This window comes from Succinispira mobilis DSM 6222 (assembly GCF_000384135.1).
Lineage (GTDB): Bacteria > Bacillota > Negativicutes > Acidaminococcales > Succinispiraceae > Succinispira > Succinispira mobilis.
Map to the genome: position 1 here is coordinate 1,138,759 of NZ_KB913028.1, position 17,084 is coordinate 1,155,842.

The following is a 17,084-nucleotide window of genomic DNA, read 5'->3' on the forward strand; positions in this document are numbered from 1 at the left end:
AGGAGAATATTAACTATGAAAAAAGTTACGTTTACCTTTGTTGGGCAAGATTCGGAGATTATGGCAGAAAAGTTATATAACTGGTATGTGGACGGTGGCTTAGAAGATTTATTAGTAGATACTTTGACTGAAGAAGGTCCGGCAAGCGTAGAAACCTTAGAAATTGATAATGCAGAACGAGAAATTATATTAAGTTGTACCTATAAAAATATGTAATGGCTAAAACCAAAAGGTAATTCTAGAAAAAAATAGCAGGAATATGAATAAAAAACTAAGAAGGTAATAGGATTAAAAGCTTATTACCTTTTTAGTTTTTGTTTTTGTAGTAGACAAATATTGTACATTACAATTGTTATAATAAAAAAATATGGACTTTTTGTAAAAGAATATGGCAGTTTTTTTATATCTTTATTTGTAAAAATATTTAATTATTGCTCTTATAGGACAACATAACCAATAAAATTATTTATACAATATAAGTATTAATAGTTAAATGATTTTTCGATAAAAAAAATGCTTAATAATGGGATGGTAATAAATATTAATAATAAAGCAAGAATAATTTTTTCTGAACTAAATTCCGAAGTTTCTAGATTTAATTCTCGATATAAAACACAACAGCAGCATAGTAAAAATAAGTAAATTATACATAAGATAGTCTCTATTTTTATCACATCCTTGAGGTTTAGTGAGATACAAGTACATTCTAAAGGATAAGAAGGAAAAAAGGTTGTTCTAATAGGAGAAAGCTAAGAAGTTTTGGAATTTTAACAGAATGAATTATTTGAAAAGTTTATTTGAATATTAAATGGGAGTAACAATATGAAAAATAAAGATAGGTATAAATTAATTCAAGAGTTGAAAAACACTTCCTGCATAAAACATTTTATTGCTAAAAATAACAAAGAGTTTAAAAAAGAAAATTTCTCGGAATACTTAGATAGAATTTTAAAGGAAAAAAATCTAACTAAAGCACATGTTATCAGAAAGTCGGGTTTAGAACAAAGTTATGCGTATCATATTTTTTCAGGGGACAGAAATCCATCTAGAAAGAAAGTTCTAGCATTAGCTATTGCTTTAGAATTAGATATAGCTAAAACACAATATTTGCTAAAATTAGCTAATGTAGGCGAGTTATATATTCGTAGTCAGTGGGATTGTGTTATTTTACATGCATTGAACAAAAATTTAAATGTTATAGAAACAAATCAATTACTGGAAGAGTTAGAGGAGACGGAATTTTTGGAATAAACAATAGGTGCTTAATTGAATAAATATTATAAATACAAATAACAGAACTGCTATTTAATATAATGGTTCTGTTATTTGTGTTTAAGATAACTATAATGATAAAATAAAAAAAAAAAATAAAAAACTAGGATTTACAAAAAACTAGTTTTCGTGTTATATTTTAATTAGTATATTATGAGGACGTGATTTTTTGGCTGTTAAAAGTAATTTATTTCTGGATTTTTTTAATAAAGCTTATTTTGCTCAATCTTTAAAATTAATAGAAGCTAAATATAAATTAGATTTGCTTGAACAAAAAATTATTGAACAAATAATTTTAAAAATGGAAAGCAATGATGAGAAATTTGTAAAATTTGAAAATCATAATTTATTGCAAATTTGTGGACTGGAAGAAATTAAAGGTCAACAAAAAATAAAGGATGCCTGTAGACGTTTATTGAGTAGAGTTTTAAGTCTTAAAGATAAAAATAATGAAACAAGACAAACACACTGGGTGCAGTCAATAGTTTATCAAGAAAAACATATTATTATCGAATTGAATTGCTATTTAAAACCATTTTTACTTCAATTGAAAAGTATTTTGATATATCTTAATAGTAAAGAATTAATGAAAATGAAAAGCCAATATTCGGGTGGGATTTATATCTTTTTAAAATATTATTATGAAATAAATCGGGCGAATAAAATACGTTTTACTTTAATAGAGCTTATAGAATTATTAGGTTGTAGCTATAAAAAATATTTTGATTTTAGAGTTAATGTTTTAGATATGCTGGAAAGGGATATAAATAAAAATACTGATATGCAAATAAGATATTTTCCTGAAAAAATAGGACGTAAGGTAGAATATATAAATTTCGAATTCAGTATAAACTAAAAAATTAAATAAGTGGAGGATGAAAAATGGAGAAATTTTCTAAAAAAGTTGTTAAAGACAGGATTTTAAAGGTATTAGGCATATTAAGTATTATTTTTTTTATACCTAGTATCTCGTTCGCAGCTGGTGATATTCAAAGTGTTTCCTTCCCTTTGTGGAGTATAATTCCTTTTGTCGGTATTTTGCTATCAATAGCAATTTGTCCAATTGTAAATATGCATTGGTGGGAAGACAATATGGGGAAGATTAGTTTATTTTGGACGTTGCTGTTTGTAATTCCTTCAGGCCTGCTGTTTGGGTTAGAACAAGCTTGGTATGAATTTCTGCATATTATGATAGTTGACTACATTCCGTTTATTATTTTAGTTGCGGGACTTTTTGTTGTAGCTGGAGGGATAAATGTTGCAGGAACATTGCCAAATACTCCTTTATCGAATTCTTTGATAATTTTTTTAGGGACTTGTTTATCAAGCATTGTCGGTACAACAGGAGCTACAATGCTTGTAATTCGTCCTTTGATAAGTGCAAATATTAATAGAAAAATGAAAGTTCACACGATAATTTTTCTGCTTTTTTTAGTTAGTAATATTGGCGGTTCGTTGACACCAGTAGGAGATCCACCCTTGTTTTTAGGATTTCTCCATGGCGTACCTTTTTTTTGGACTTTAAATTTGTTTAAACCTTGGATTTTTAATGTTACTCTTTTATTAATAACTTATTTTATGTTAGACAGTTTTTTTTATCGCAGAGAAAACAAAGAGTTATACTATAAAAGAAAAAAAATGTCGAGTTTAAATTTCTTCAAAGGATTTTTTAGCTTAGAAAGTCCAAGTGAGAGCGTGGGCGAAAAAATAAAGATTCACGGCCTTCATAATTTAGTGTTTTTGGGTGGTATTTTATTAGCGGTCATTCTTAGTGGAGCATTAGCTCATAATCCGTTATTTTTTGATGTAGCGGCAAATAGTGCTAAGGGAATAAGTTTAATGAACTATCAAGGGCATGAATTTAAACTTGGTTATTTAAATTTGTTGCGTGATGTTGTTATTATTTTTATGGCTGTATTGTCTTTAAAATTTACTAGTAAAGAAATAAGAGCCGCGAATAAATTTAATTGGCATCCAGTTCAAGAGGTAGCCTTATTGTTTGCAGGGATATTTGCCACAATAGTTCCAGCTTTAAAAATTCTCCAGGAGCGAGGTGGAGAACTCGGTGTAAGTTCGCCTGCACAGTTTTTCTGGATTACGGGAATTTTATCGAGTTTCCTTGACAATGCTCCTACATACCTTGTTTTTGTAAGCATTGCCGGACAAATGGGGGAGACTATAGGTATCATAACAGACTTAGGTATAATAAATGAACACGTTCTTTTAGCAATTTCTTGTGGGGCTGTTTTTATGGGCGCCAATACTTATATTGGCAATGCGCCTAATTTCATGACTAAATCGATTGCTGAAGAAAATGGAATAAAAATGCCCAGCTTTTTTGGATACATGCTTTGGTCAGGAGTAGTGCTAATCCCATTATTTTTGCTTAATACGGTGTTGTTTTTCAGTTGATACATTTTAGTAAAAATAATTAAGATGCTCGCCATAAATCTGTTTAGATCTATGGCGGGCATCTTGCGTAAAAGCTGTTATTGATATTTTTTGAGAAAATCTAATAAGCTATCAGATTTTAGGGGTTTAGAGAACATAAACCCTTGAGCTTCAAAACAATTATTTACTTTTAAGAAGTCTAGTTGTGCGTCAGTTTCAATGCCTTCGGCAATTACCTTAATTCTAAGGTTATTAGCTAAGTCGATAATTACTTTAGCTATTACACCACTGTCTTTTTCAGGAATGTCTTTTATAAAGGAACGATCTATCTTAATTTTATCAACAGCAAAGCGCTTCAGATAAGAAAGAGAAGAGTAACCCGTACCAAAGTCATCAATAGCAATTTTTACACCCATTCCTTTAAGTTCGTCAAGAATTAACTCACATTCTTGGTGATTATCCATTAAAATTCCTTCAGTGATTTCTAGTTCTAGAAGGTTTGCGGGTAATTTAGTTTCCTCTAGCACTGAGTTAATGAGGGTAATAATATAGGGATTTTTAAATTGCAAACGAGAGATATTTACTGCGACAGGAGTTTCAAAACCTTGCTCTAAAAGAAACATTGCAAATTTGCAAGCAGTAATTAATACCCATTCGCCGATAGGTATAATTAAGTTTGATTTTTCAATTAGTGGGATAAAAAGATTTGGTGGAATTACAACATTAGAATTACTAGGTTGCCAACGAATTAGCGCTTCTAAACCAATTATTTTATTTTACAATCTATCAAATAAACAAATAATTATCCCATTATTATTTTGAAAAGAAACTTCTTTTACAATTTGTCCGGTTTTTAAAAGTTCTTGCAGTAAGTGAGCTTTGCTAGATAAAATTTTATCAATAATGTTGACTTTATCGAAGTCATCTTTGGGAGTAATATTTAATTCTTCAAAAGCATTGTTCTTGTATAAACAAGTATAGCTTTCATCTAAAATAAATATTGCTTCACGAGTTCCTGAAAGTAATTTCAAAATCATTTCCAAGCGTATTTGGATCATCGTTCTAATACTTATTTCTTCTGATAAAGCTAAGTTGCGCTCATCAATTTCTAAAACATGATTAGAAATTTTCTGCGACATGAACTTTAAACTGCGAGCAAGATTTCCTATCTCATCTTGACGCAAGAGCAATTCATTTGGCAAAGTTATCGATAAATCATTTTTGGTAAAATTTTCTAAGGCATTAGAAATAATAACAATAGGTTTAGCAATGGTTTTTTCTAAGTAAACTAGGAGGATAGAAATAAGGATTAATACTAAAAATAAAACCAGGATATTTGTAAAAAGGAAACTTTTTAAAGGCGCATAGACTTGGGATTCGGGAATAATGGCGGCTACAATTAAATCTGAATTTTCGATAGGAAGATAAGCTAGATACTTATCCTCACCTTGATAAGTATACTCAATTAAGCCGCTTTTTCCTGAAAGAATAGTGGAAGAATTTTTTTCCAGTAAATCAGAAATGTTTACCTCATTCCAATTTTGAGAAAAATCATATTGGGGATGATAGATAATTGAACCGTCCTTTCTAAGTAAAACAGCGTAACCCTTATCGCCAATTTTATAATTTGACATTATCTTATAAATATCATCGAGCATTAAGTCTAAGCCTGCAACACCAACTTGGATACCATCTTTAAGTAATGGAATAGAAATTGTAAGTACTACTTTTTTGGTTACAATGTCGATATAAGGACTGGTAATTGTAGCACGATTGAGGTTTTTACTCTGTTTATACCAATTTCTTTCGCTAAGGACATAATCAGCAGGGGGAGCATATTCGTAGATATTAGTAATTAAATCATTGCTTTTTAGGACACCAATATAAACTAAAGCAATATTATTGTCGTTTTGTCTTATTTGTTGGAGGCGATTGTTGATTTTAGGATAAAGTGGGTCGGTGAATTTGGCAGTTCTATCATTTAATCGAGACGCAATTGTCGCAAAATCAGGGCTTTTCTGCATTTGCTCTACAATGATTTGGTAAGTGTTCATGAATAATTGAACTTCTGTAGCGATTTGTTTGGCATCCTTTAAAAGGGAGTCTTTATTAGTTTGTTCAAAATACTGTTTATTTTTAAGGTTGAAAAAACTGGCATAAATTATGAAAATTAATATAATTTATGCCAGCAACGAAAAATATTTTTCGAATAATACTTGTCTTAAATAAATGCATTATCTTGACCTCCAATAGAAATTAAAGGTTCCAATAACGATAGCCTTTTTGGGATATCGCGTACTTATCTAATATACTCTTTACATCGATAATAATTTTTTCTTCTTGCGGTAATTGAGAATTAAAATATGAAGCAATCTTATCTAACGATAAATTTTTGAATTCTTGATGGGCAACTGCAAAAATCAGACAATCGGCGTCATGAATATCTTCAAGGGTATCAAGTTTTAGACCATATTCAGAAGCTGTTTCATCAACATCAGCCCAAGGGTCAATAATAATTGGGTTGATACCATATTCTTGTAAGCGGGTGATTACGTCAGTTACTTTTGAATTACGAATATCGGGACAATTTTCTTTAAAGGTTATTCCCAAAATATATACTTTACTTTGAATAACTTTCTTATTGGCAAGGACTAGTTCTTTAATTACAGCATCAGCAATGAATTGCCCCATCCCGTCATTTATTTTTCTGCCAGCTAGAATTATTTGGGAATGATAGCCTAGTTTTGCTGCTTGATAGATAAAATAATAAGGGTCAATTCCGATACAATGACCACCAACTAGGCCAGGATAGAATTTCAAAGCATTCCATTTGGTATTCATAGCTTTTATAACTTCATTTGTGTCAATTTTCATTTTATCAAAAACCATTGCTAATTCATTCATAAAGGCAATATTAATATCTCGCTGACTGTTTTCAACTACTTTAGCAGCTTCTGCAACTTTAACACTTTCCGCACGATATACTCCAACTTCAATAATTAGTTCATAGACTTTAGCTACGATATCGAGGGTGGAGCTATCTAGACCAGCAACAATTTTAACTATGTTTTCTAGTCTATTTACTTTATCACCAGGATTAATTCGTTCCGGAGAATAGCCAACTAGAAAATCTTGCCCGCATTTTAGACCAGATTCACGTTCAAGGATAGGAATACATATATCTTCGGTAACTCCTGGATAAACAGTGGATTCGTACACAACTACAGAGCCTTTAGATAGATTCCTGCCGAGAATAACACTGGCATTTTCTACTGGACAAAGGTCAGGTGTTTTGTCAATGTTAATTGGTGTAGGAACAGCAATAATATGGAAATTAGCCTCACGCAAACTAATTGCAGCATCTGTAAAGAATATCTTGCTATGTTTTAAGGCTTCAGAACCAACTTCAAAAGTTGGATCAAGTCCTTGTCGGTATAAATCAATTTTTTCGGAATTTAAATCAAAACCAATTACTGCAATATCTTTCTTGTCGAATGCTACAGCTAAAGGCATTCCTACATATCCTAGACCGATAACTGATAATTTAGCTTGTTTAGTTAATAATTTTGTATATAAATCCATAATGGCACACTCCCAACTACAAATATCTGAAAATATCTCTGTATTAAAAGTATTATATCATAATAGTGGAAAAATTTCGTCGATTTTTTCTAAGTTAACTAAAAATTGCCTTGAAAATAATTTTCAAGGCAATTCGTTATCAACATTGTTCCTAAGTTAGAATTTATACTCAACGCCTACTTGGATATTGCGTCCTTGCGCAGAGTACCAACTGCCATCTGGATTCATGTCATACATTTGGTCGGTATAAAATTTATCGAAAAGATTATTAATTTTTATAAAAGTATTGATATTTTTATTAGCTTTATAGTTAAATGCTAGATCATATAACCAAAAACTTTGCAAATTACTAGCAGTTTTAGTGGCGTTAACTTTACGCCCAGGACGATTTAAAATTCCCTTGGCACTTAAAACTGCATTAAATTTATCTTGGTTATAGTCTAAACTGATATTCCAGGCTCCAGTTGGAATATAGCCATCGCGGTTGGCATAAGTTTTGGCGGTTTCAGTCCCTGTAGTTGTATGTGTATAGCCAACCATTAAATCTAGATGTTTGCTTAATTCCTGACTGAGGTCAACACTCCAACCACGAGATTTTTCTTCCCCAGTATTGTAATATTTTACAGTTGTATTATTAAAGGCTAACATATTATCAGCTTTGCGTTCATAGGCATTAAAGTTTACGGTAGTAGTATCGCTAAATTTATGTTTTACGCCAAACTCAATATTATCACCTTTTTCAGGGGTTAGCCCTTTGCCGCCATATTTTGAATATATTTGAAATTGATTAGGCGCGACAAAAAATTCTTTAAAGCTTAGATAATAATTAGTTTTTTCATTTTGCAAATAGCCTAGAGTCAAACTTTTGGCGGTATTACTGCCGTATTCGGAATGATTATGATAGCGAATACCTGGAGTTAATGTCCAATTTTGAGCAAAGCGCCATTCGTCTTGGAGATAGAAAGCCCGATTAGTTAGTTTAATTCCTTGGTAGGCATCAGTGGTACCATAAGAGGTCGAAGAATACCTATTTACACGATCTTGATAATAATCAAAGCCAGCAACTACAGTATGATCTTTACTAGTATGGGTAAGTTGTTCACTAAAACCGCGTGTTTCTAAATCCATTAACCAGACTGAACCCGGATTTAAATAATTGTCATTTAAGAAATTTACATTGCGGTACAAAGAGACTTGATTTGAAAGATTTTTGCTAAATTTATTTTGATAACTCATACTTAGTTTATTATTATCTTTTTTGCCGAAATTTTTTGTAGTGGCTTTTAGCCCACCGGTTGAAGGGCGAATGTAATCGGACTTGTATTTTTGGTAATTAAAAGTTAAAGTAGAATCATCTTTAAATTTTTTGCCCAGCTTCAGATCGTAAGTATCTGTATCTACATCTTGGATAATTTTATTACCACGGCCATCTTTATAGTCGCCTAACTCATTTTTTTGAGCTGCAACTGTCCAAAAATAGTCATTAGCGTTACCTTGATTCATAATTTTATAAGTGCGTTTGTTGGCACTACCTAAAATTGTTGATAAAGAAGTAGTGCTCGAATCTTTACTAGCTTTGCGGGTGATAATATTAATTACCCCGCCGACAGCATCGGCTCCATATAGCGTAGATGCTGAACCCTTGAGCACCTCAATGCGCTCAATAGTATCCATATTGGAGAGTTCTGAAGGAGAAAAAACGCTTGAAACAGAACCATTGACATTAACGCGCATGCCATCAACCAAAACCACAATTTTATCAGAACCATTAATGTAGAGTCGGTTAGAGGTGTAATTATCACCGCTAGCACTATAATTTTGCAAGTTTACGCCAGGGACTGTTTTTAGAGCATCACCTAAATCGGTATAATGATTTTTTTCTAAATCTTCGCGGCTGATTACACTGATGTTGGCTTGAGTTTTAAAAACTTCAGTGGGCAGCTTATTGGCCGTAACAACTATTTGCTCTAGAGCAAATTCAGGTAGTTCTGAGGACGTGTTGTTAGCTAGGGCACAGGGGGTTGAGAAAATAAGACTTGATAAAATAAGGACCGATAAATGTTTGCTTACAGATGTTTTTTTCATTAAAAATTAGCACCTCTCCTAAAAATTTTAATTTCTGGCAAAATAAAAAAGCCTTTCTTAACTAAAAGAAAGGCTATATAATAAACAGCAATGCAAAAAATATGCAGTACTTTTACCAGCACCCATCTCTCGTAGGTTATTTGCTAGGAATTTGATAGGTAGTTATTCTGACTTAGATTAAGCGCAAATTGCTTGGCTTATCATTACAGTGGCGGGACCGTGCTAGAATTTCACTAGCTTATCTATTAAATCTTGCGATACCGTATCAATTATATTAAACTGTTAAATAGCTTTGTTTGTAATTTGCAACAGACAAGGTGAGTATAAACTATATACTAATAGTAGAGTAAAGGAGTTTTTTTGTGAATAAGAAAACAGAAATGTATTTTACCATAGGCGAATTCGCGAATCTTTTTGGCGTGTCTAAACAAACTTTATTTTATTATGAGCGCAATAAAATTTTCGAACCTGATTTAGTAGAAGAAAATGGCTATCGTTACTATTCTTTACATAAATATTATATTTTTGAAGTTATCATAACTTTGCGTAAATTGGGGTTACCACTTCAAGAAATATCTGATTATGTTAAAAATCGCGATCTTGATGCTCTACAAGCAATTTTTAAAAAAAAATTAAGTGAATTTGAAGAAGAAGTTCAGATTTTACTTAAAAATAAAAAAAATCTGCAGACTAAAATAAGTCGTCTTGAACAAGTAAAACAAATTAGAATAGATAAAATAACTTTAGAAAATGTGCCGAAAGAGTATTTGATTGTGGACGATTTTCGTAAAAACACTGTGTCTTTAAAAGAAAAAATAGGTTTAGTAGCTAAACACAATCTTCCCTTTGCAACTAGTAGAATTTTAAATGAATATTTAATGGGTTATATTCTAGAAAAAGAACAATTGCTTAATAATAGTTACACAAATATAAATAAAATTTTTACGCGAATTAGTGAGCCCACGGAGTACCAAAACATTACAATTAAGCCTGCGGGTTTATATGCTACGATATTTACACCGGATTGCTGTCATGCAAATTATGGTAAAGCAATAAAAAAGCTTAAAGAATTTATCGAACTTAATAAATTGCAAATTGTGGGAGAAGGCTATATTAGCCAACTGAGAAATCATTGGTCGACAGCTAATCCGCAAGAATATGTAGCTCAGATTGCTTTGCAAGTTGATTATTTAGATTAAAATAAAGGCTTGACTCTATATGCGGTATATACTCTAGAATGATAACTGGGTTAACCTAAAAATTTATAATGAGGTGATTATATGCATACTAATAAAGAAACTGGACATCCCAAATATGAACTGCCTGATAATCCACACGCTAAGCACCGCTATGCTAGTGCAATGAAACATGTTGAAGCGGCAAAAGCTGCTGGAAAAACAAGTGAAGAAATTCATGAAATATTCCACAAAATTATGGCTTTTGATCCAATGAACATTGAATCTATTCCTACAGATGAGGCTCACAAAAAATATCGTTCAGCAGTTATTCATGCCAAAAAAGCCATGGAAAGTGGTAAAAGTTCTGAAGAAGTACATAAAATATTCCAAGATGTTTTAGCTAGCACAGGAACTGGGCATTGCAAACACTAAAATTTCGTAGTACAATTAAGGTCAGAATACAATAACATATAAAGCTTAATTTGGAGAAGTATGGTGCAAAGCCATCGCGATCCCGTCACTGTAAGATAATTATTATCGAAGCCAGAGACCATTTTAAGTTTATTCTCTTTTGACCTACGAGCGATAGGATAGAGTTAATGTTTGCATAAATTTATAACATTAGTGTCTTTCTGCTTTGCAGGAAGACACTTTTATTTTTAAAATTTTGAGGTGGATATTTTGAAATTAGTAGAGCTAAGCACAGGTGATATTGCATATAGATACGAAAAGAGCATAGTCTTATTTTTTGCAGGTAAACGTAAAGTTCTAAGTACTTCCCTTTATAATGGTGGCTATCGTGAAGAATTAGTTGCAGTTTTTAATCATGATGGGACAATTGGTGCGGGAATTGGTTTTAAAATGTTAGCAGACTCTTATGATGAACACATGCGGCTTATAGCCCAAAAAATTGGCTTGGATCCTAATAAGGTATCCGGAATGGGCACTGCTGCGAACATGGATAATGTGGCTATTTCCATGCTTAAATATGAGGATTTGACGGTTACAGCGATAGTAACAGGCGGAATCGAGATAAATGGTGGGCGGGTAGGTGACCCCTCTGATTTTTATAAACCAACTGAAAAGCCTGCTAAATTGGGCACAATAAATATTATGTTGGTAATTGATGCCGATATGCCAGCTGGCGCTATAGCCAGAGCTTTAGTTACATGTACCGAAGCTAAAACTGCGGCAATTCAAGAATTGCTAGCAGGAAGCAACTATTCTTATGGTTTGGCCACTGGTTCAGGTACAGATCAAACGATAGTGGTTGCCAATTCGATGAGCGCTTTGTATATGGAAAGTGCGGGCAAACATTCTAAATTAGGAGAACTAATTGGAAAAACAGTAATTCAAGCAGTTAAAGAAGCTCTTAGTAAGCAAAGTGGTTTAAATCCGAAAAATCAACATGATGTTTTCAAACGTTTAAAACGTTTCCAAATTAATACCGAATCTTTGTGGCAACAATATTTGCAAATTGTAGCCACCCCTGTTATCAAACCGCAGTTTCTAGAAATTTGTGAAATTTATGCTAAAAAAGAGAGCCTCGTTGTACCGATATCTTTATTAGCACACTTATTAGATCAATTTAACTGGGGCTTGCTTAACGCTACAGAATGTGATTTATGGTTAAATAAAATATTAATGCAGATTGCGACTGAATTTCAAATTGAACTAAAGCTCGAGCAAGCTAGTAACTTAAAAGATTTTTTAACTAAAATTGAAGCAGCTTTATTGCAACTATTAATTGATAAATTAGCAGTAGAACAGTAGGGGAGTAAGAAATTATGAAGAAAATTTTATTTTTAACTAATATAGAACGGCAAATTTGGTTTTGGCAACAAGCAGTAGCCTTGCTTGATTTAAACAAAGTTGCCACAGAATTTAGCCAATGCCAAATTAGTGAGAGTACTCCTTGGGGAAAAGAATGGTTAGCGCTGATAGAAAAACAAGACTTAGTTTTAATAAAATGGATGGGAACTGGCTTAGATTGCAGCTTTTTAAGAAATTTGTCAGCTTTTATGCAACAAGTGAAAATTAAGCATCTTTTTTTAGTAGCTGATGCCGGTCAAGATAATTTAAGTTTGGGACTTAGCAAGGAACAGGAAAATAAAATTTATAAATACTTTAATTATGGGGGCATAAATAATTTTGAAAACTGTTTGTTATGGTTAACCAGTGAAATCTTAGGCGAAAAACAGTTCTATTATGAACCGAAACTTTTGCCTTGGAATGGCATCTATCACTATGCAAGCGAAAATATTTATGAAGACTTAGCCAGCTATCAAGCAAAGTACTGCAGACCCAATAGGGCTACTATTGGTTTAATCTTTTATCGGGATGAATGGATTTTAGGAGATTTATCTTATCAAACGGAAATTATTAAAGCGTTAGAAGCACGAAACTTAAATGTAATTGCTGTTTTCAGTAATGGACAAGCTAACCCCGATATTGATTCAGAAGGTTTGCGCGAGGCTTTTGCTAAATATTTTTATCAAGATACAAAACCGATTATTGACGTACTTATAAATTGTATAAAATTTTCCTTGACAACAACACGAGCTTTAGACTTAGCTGTTCTAGAAAATTTAAATGTGCCGATTTTACAAGCCTATACGTTGGCTAATAATAAGGTTGACTGGGAGAAAAGTTGTGAAGGTATGACGCCGATGGAAATCTCAATCAGTATTAGCTTGCCAGAGTTTGACGGAGTTATTCACTCCATTCCAGTGGCTACTAATGAGAGAACGGACGAAGGTCGTTCCCGTTATATATGTTTACCCGAGCGAATTGAGTTATTAGCACGTAAAGTTGAAAAATGGACAAATTTGAAGTATAAGAAGAATAGTGCTAAAAAAGTTGCTATTGTTTTTCATAATTATCCAGCTTCAAATTCTAATATTGGCAGTGCCGCTGGCTTAGACTCGCCTGAAAGTGTGCGTTTACTATTAAAAGAGTTGGCAAGACAAGGGTATGAAGTGGACTGGATTCCAGAAAATAGTCAAGAATTTATGAAAATACTAACCGCTAATGCAACTAATGATCGCCGCTATATTTCAGAGCGACAAATTGCCGATGCATATGGTCATCTAACTACTGCAGCCTATTTAGATTTTTTCAAAAAACTTGATGAGAAAACAAAGGCGCAACTTACTCTAGATTGGCAAGAAGCGCCTGGGGATGTCTTTAATTATGACGGGCAGTTATTAATTCCTGGGACTATTAATGGAAATGTTTTTATAACAGTGCAGCCACCGCGGGGGTTTGAAGAAGATTCCGGTAAATTAATTCATTCGCCTGACTGTGCACCAACACATCATTATATTGGGTTTTATCATTGGCTACGTGATATTTGGCAAGCTGATGCAGTTATTCATGTCGGTACGCATGGTACCTTAGAATGGTTACCAGGTAAAGGTGCGGGTTTGTCTAAAGCTTGTTATCCAGATATCTCTATTGGAGATATGCCTAATATTTACCATTATTGGATTACGGTGGTTGGTGAAGGGGTCCAAGCTAAACGTCGTAGTGCCGCTTGCCTAATTAGCTATTTGAGTCCACCAATGACAACTTCTGGGACTTATGAAGAATTAGAAGAACTAGAAAAAACTTTAGATGAATATTGTCACTTTAAAATTACTCAACCTGAAAATATTGCTACTTTGCAAGATCTAGTTCGAGAAAAAGCTAGTGCGGCAAATTTAGCCGAAGAAATATTAGAAAGTGACTGTTCGCATTTCGACGATTATGTGGGGAAATTACATAGCTATGTTACGGATATAAAAAATATGCAAATGCGCTGTGGTCTACATATTTTAGGCGAAGCACCACAGTCAGATGAACTAACAGAATATATTTTTTCTTTAACGCGCCTAGAAAATGGCGATATTGCAGCTCTAACAAAAACTTTAGCTACTATTTACGGATTTGATTATTATACTTTGTTAGAAAATAGTAGTGTTATGTGTGCTAAGCGCAACAAAACGTATGGAGTGCTTATTGACGAAATATTTTTGCTAGCGAGACGTTTTGTTGAATATTTGGCAAAACAAGAGTTTATTTTGAGAAGTTGTGAGGAAATTTTCGCTTGGCCTGAATTGAAAAACTGTAATAATTTTGCTAAATCAGAGCTGGAAAAGTTAGCTGGATATATTTGCGAGACAATTTATCCTAATTTGGTAAAAACAAAACAGGAAATTGACAATACCTTACGGGCTTTACAGGCTGAATATATTCAACCGAGTCCAGCTGGAGCACCTAGTAGTGGCGGTGCAGATTTGTTGCCAACTGGTAGAAATTTTTACGGTGTTGACCCTAGAACCTTGCCGACACCTGCTGCTTGGGAAATAGGTAAAAATCTCTCAGAACAGGTAATAGAACGCTATATTGTAGAGGAAGGGACTTATCCGGAGAGTGTGGGCATAATTTTGTGGGCAGGCGCAAATATGCGTAGTCATGGTCAATGCATTGCCGAATTTTTACATTTGATGGGTGTGCGGCCAATATGGCAAAAAGGAAGTTTGCGCGTTATCGATCTAGAGGTAATTTCTTTAGACCAATTACAAAGACCGCGGGTAGATGTAACTGGTCGGGTAAGTGGCTTATTCCGAGATAGTATGCCGGGGGCAATTAATTGGCTAGATAGAGCTGTTAAGTTAGTAGCTGATTTAGATGAGCCACTAGAAATGAACTTTATTCGTAAACACATGTTGCTGGATACGCAAGAATTAATTAATGAGGGCGTAGCTGCGGATTTAGCTTGGCAACAAGCCGGATATAGAATTTTTGGTGATCCACCAGGAGCCTATGGTGCAGGCGTAGGCCAACTTTTAGAGTCAAAGAACTGGACAACAATTGATGACTTAGCAAATGTATATGTCAGATTTTCGGCACATGCTTATGGCAATGATGTCCGCGGTAGCTATCAGCCACAATTATTTAAAAAACGCATGTCCCAGTTAGATGTTACTATCAAAAATGGTGATAATCGGGAATCACATATGCTGAACTCAGATGATTATAATGCTTATCAAGGGGGCATGATTGCTACAGTTCGTTCTTTAAGCGGCAAAAAGCCACGGTCTTATTGTGGTGATAGTACTGACCGTAGTAAAGTTGAAATGCGTAGTTTACAAGAAGAAATGAAAAGAATTTTCCGTGGTGAAGCCGTAAATCCTAAATTTATTCAGGGTATGAAAAAACATGGATATAAAGGGGCTCAAGATATGGCTAACTACCTAGCCCATAGTTATCAATGGGATGCCACCAGTGGGATAATGGAAGATTGGATGTATGAAAAGTATGCGGCTAAATACGCATTTGATAAAGAAATCCAAGATTGGATGCGCGATGTAAATCCTTGGGCGTTACAACGGCTAACGGAAATATTATTAGAGGCCGAACAACGTGGCTTGTGGAACGCAAAACCAGAAACAAAGGCGGAATTGCAAAAAATTTATCTATCTTTAGAAGGAGAACTTGAGGAACGTAATGATGGATAGAAAACAGAAAAAATTTGTGAGATTTTTGTTTATAACTTTTTTAGCTATAATTTTAACTTTCATTTTAACTGCTTGCAAAACAAGTTCAGAGAAAGAACAAAAAGTTGCTAATTTTAACTATCAGGTGACAGATGTCCAAGGAACAGTGGTGAAGTTTGAGAAAAAACCAGAAAGAATTTTGACTTTGGCAATGGGCACAGATGGAATTGTTTTAGGTTTAGTACCACCAACTAGATTAGTTGGCGTAAATCATCTGTTAGATGATCCTAATAGTTCTAACATCGTAGCTAAAGCGAAACAAATCCCAACTAAGATTAAAAATCCTACAGCCGAACAAATCTATGCTTTGAAGCCAGATGTAGTTATTGTCCCGAACTGGGGAAAGGCTGAGATTGTAGATAATTTACGCGATTTAGGTTTAAAGGTAGTGGTTTGTAAAGGGGCAAGTACCATCGAAGAAGTTCAAGAAAATGTACTCTTAATTGCACGTACTTTGGGTGAGGAAGCAAAAGGGTTAAAACTTGTTGAGAAAATGAAAGCAAAATTGCAAGAAATAGATGCTAAAGTAATTAAAATTTCACCTGCACAAAGAAAAAAAGTCGTTTTGATTTCTTTGATGGCTTCATATGGCGGAATAGGTAGCTCGTTTGATGCCATTTGTACGCGGGCTGGAGTAATAAACGGTGTTGCTGAAGCGGGGATTAAAAATGGTCAAATTTTAGGTAAAGAGCGCTTGGTAGAAGTAAATCCTGATTTTTTAATTTTGCCAGTGTATAATGATCATGGTAATTTTGATATTAATAAACATAATAATGAATTTCTCCTAGATCCGTCCTTACAAACTCTGACAGCAGTTAAAGAGCGGAAACTGTATTACCCGCGCGAAGGTTACATCTACAACGTTTCTCAAGATATAGTTTTTGGTGTCCAAGAATTAGCTTACGCCGCTTATGGAGAAAGTTTTACCCAGCCTGCTGATTGTCATCTTTCTGTAGCGGAAGAATAAAAAATATGCCAGTTGCTATTGCTAGTTAAACTTGACTGTATACTAGGTATATAGTTTATAATCAAAATA

General features: G+C 33.5%; 13 protein-coding genes and 2 riboswitches. Of the genes, 9 read left to right on the forward strand and 4 right to left on the reverse strand.

Annotation, left to right across the window (positions count from 1 at the left end; all coding sequences use genetic code 11):
* Window positions 1-15 precede the first annotated feature (15 nt).
* The 4 genes from SUCMO_RS0105455 (at window position 16) to SUCMO_RS0105470 (ending at window position 3,684) form a co-directional block, all read left to right on the forward strand.
* Complete coding sequence (locus tag SUCMO_RS0105455; protein WP_019879552.1) at window positions 16-216, forward strand: hypothetical protein; 201 nt, start codon at window positions 16-18, stop codon at window positions 214-216.
* A gap of 606 nt (window positions 217-822) precedes the next feature.
* On the forward strand, window positions 823-1,251 hold the full coding sequence (locus SUCMO_RS0105460) for a helix-turn-helix domain-containing protein (RefSeq protein ID WP_019879553.1): 429 nt from the start codon (window positions 823-825) through the stop codon (window positions 1,249-1,251).
* A 190-nt stretch (window positions 1,252-1,441) separates the two neighbouring features.
* Window positions 1,442-2,128: a replication initiation protein gene (locus tag SUCMO_RS0105465; protein ID WP_019879554.1), complete on the forward strand. Its 687-nt coding sequence runs from the start codon at window positions 1,442-1,444 to the stop codon at window positions 2,126-2,128.
* 26 nt (window positions 2,129-2,154) lie between these two features.
* Window positions 2,155-3,684: a sodium:proton antiporter gene (locus SUCMO_RS0105470; RefSeq protein ID WP_019879555.1), complete on the forward strand. Its 1,530-nt coding sequence runs from the start codon at window positions 2,155-2,157 to the stop codon at window positions 3,682-3,684.
* 77 nt (window positions 3,685-3,761) lie between these two features.
* Here SUCMO_RS0105470 and SUCMO_RS10415 read toward each other — a convergent pair whose 3' ends face one another.
* From SUCMO_RS10415 to SUCMO_RS0105490, 4 genes are all read right to left on the reverse strand, one after another.
* Entirely contained in the window at window positions 3,762-4,433 is a 672-nt protein-coding gene (locus SUCMO_RS10415) for an EAL domain-containing protein (protein ID WP_156819252.1), read from the reverse strand.
* 6 nt (window positions 4,434-4,439) lie between these two features.
* Window positions 4,440-5,843 (reverse strand): cache domain-containing protein, encoded by a 1,404-nt coding sequence (locus SUCMO_RS0105480; protein WP_169336632.1) that lies wholly within the window; start codon window positions 5,841-5,843, stop codon window positions 4,440-4,442.
* Between the two features lie 76 nt (window positions 5,844-5,919).
* A complete protein-coding gene (locus tag SUCMO_RS0105485; RefSeq protein ID WP_019879558.1) occupies window positions 5,920-7,245 on the reverse strand; it encodes a nucleotide sugar dehydrogenase in 1,326 nt (441 codons plus the stop codon).
* Between the two features lie 156 nt (window positions 7,246-7,401).
* On the reverse strand, window positions 7,402-9,330 hold the full coding sequence (locus SUCMO_RS0105490) for a TonB-dependent receptor plug domain-containing protein (protein ID WP_019879559.1): 1,929 nt from the start codon (window positions 9,328-9,330) through the stop codon (window positions 7,402-7,404).
* A gap of 140 nt (window positions 9,331-9,470) precedes the next feature.
* Window positions 9,471-9,610: riboswitch (cobalamin riboswitch) on the reverse strand.
* An 82-nt stretch (window positions 9,611-9,692) separates the two neighbouring features.
* On the opposite strand from SUCMO_RS0105490, the gene SUCMO_RS0105500 reads away from it, so the two are divergent.
* The 5 genes from SUCMO_RS0105500 to SUCMO_RS0105520 all read left to right on the forward strand — a co-directional run bounded on the left by SUCMO_RS0105500 (window position 9,693) and on the right by SUCMO_RS0105520 (window position 17,015).
* Complete coding sequence (locus tag SUCMO_RS0105500) at window positions 9,693-10,529, forward strand: MerR family transcriptional regulator (RefSeq protein ID WP_019879561.1); 837 nt, start codon at window positions 9,693-9,695, stop codon at window positions 10,527-10,529.
* 81 nt (window positions 10,530-10,610) lie between these two features.
* Entirely contained in the window at window positions 10,611-10,940 is a 330-nt protein-coding gene (locus tag SUCMO_RS0105505; RefSeq protein ID WP_019879563.1) for a hypothetical protein, read from the forward strand.
* A 28-nt stretch (window positions 10,941-10,968) separates the two neighbouring features.
* Window positions 10,969-11,107, forward strand: a riboswitch (adenosylcobalamin (AdoCbl) riboswitch).
* Between the two features lie 82 nt (window positions 11,108-11,189).
* The gene (locus tag SUCMO_RS0105510; RefSeq protein ID WP_019879565.1) at window positions 11,190-12,281 is read left to right on the forward strand and encodes an adenosylcobinamide amidohydrolase; all 1,092 of its coding nucleotides are present in this window, start codon (window positions 11,190-11,192) and stop codon (window positions 12,279-12,281) included.
* 14 nt (window positions 12,282-12,295) lie between these two features.
* A complete protein-coding gene (cobN, locus tag SUCMO_RS0105515; RefSeq protein WP_019879566.1) occupies window positions 12,296-16,009 on the forward strand; it encodes a cobaltochelatase subunit CobN in 3,714 nt (1,237 codons plus the stop codon).
* The gene (locus SUCMO_RS0105520) at window positions 15,999-17,015 is read left to right on the forward strand and encodes an ABC transporter substrate-binding protein (RefSeq protein ID WP_019879567.1); all 1,017 of its coding nucleotides are present in this window, start codon (window positions 15,999-16,001) and stop codon (window positions 17,013-17,015) included. The genes cobN and SUCMO_RS0105520 overlap by 11 nt, the downstream gene beginning before the upstream one ends.
* Window positions 17,016-17,084 lie beyond the last annotated feature (69 nt).

Excerpts from the sequence above, each read along its gene's own strand:
- cobN (WP_019879566.1), top strand. The coding sequence starts at position 12,296 with ATGAAGAAAATTTTATTTTTAACTAATATAGAACGGCAAATTTGGTTT.
- SUCMO_RS0105470 (WP_019879555.1), top strand. The coding sequence starts at position 2,155 with ATGGAGAAATTTTCTAAAAAAGTTGTTAAAGACAGGATTTTAAAGGTA.
- SUCMO_RS0105460 (WP_019879553.1), top strand. The coding sequence starts at position 823 with ATGAAAAATAAAGATAGGTATAAATTAATTCAAGAGTTGAAAAACACT.
- SUCMO_RS0105505 (WP_019879563.1), top strand. The coding sequence starts at position 10,611 with ATGCATACTAATAAAGAAACTGGACATCCCAAATATGAACTGCCTGAT.
- SUCMO_RS0105520 (WP_019879567.1), top strand. The coding sequence starts at position 15,999 with ATGATGGATAGAAAACAGAAAAAATTTGTGAGATTTTTGTTTATAACT.
- SUCMO_RS0105485 (WP_019879558.1), bottom strand. The coding sequence starts at position 7,245 with ATGGATTTATATACAAAATTATTAACTAAACAAGCTAAATTATCAGTT.
- SUCMO_RS0105455 (WP_019879552.1), top strand. The coding sequence starts at position 16 with ATGAAAAAAGTTACGTTTACCTTTGTTGGGCAAGATTCGGAGATTATG.
- SUCMO_RS0105490 (WP_019879559.1), bottom strand. The coding sequence starts at position 9,330 with ATGAAAAAAACATCTGTAAGCAAACATTTATCGGTCCTTATTTTATCA.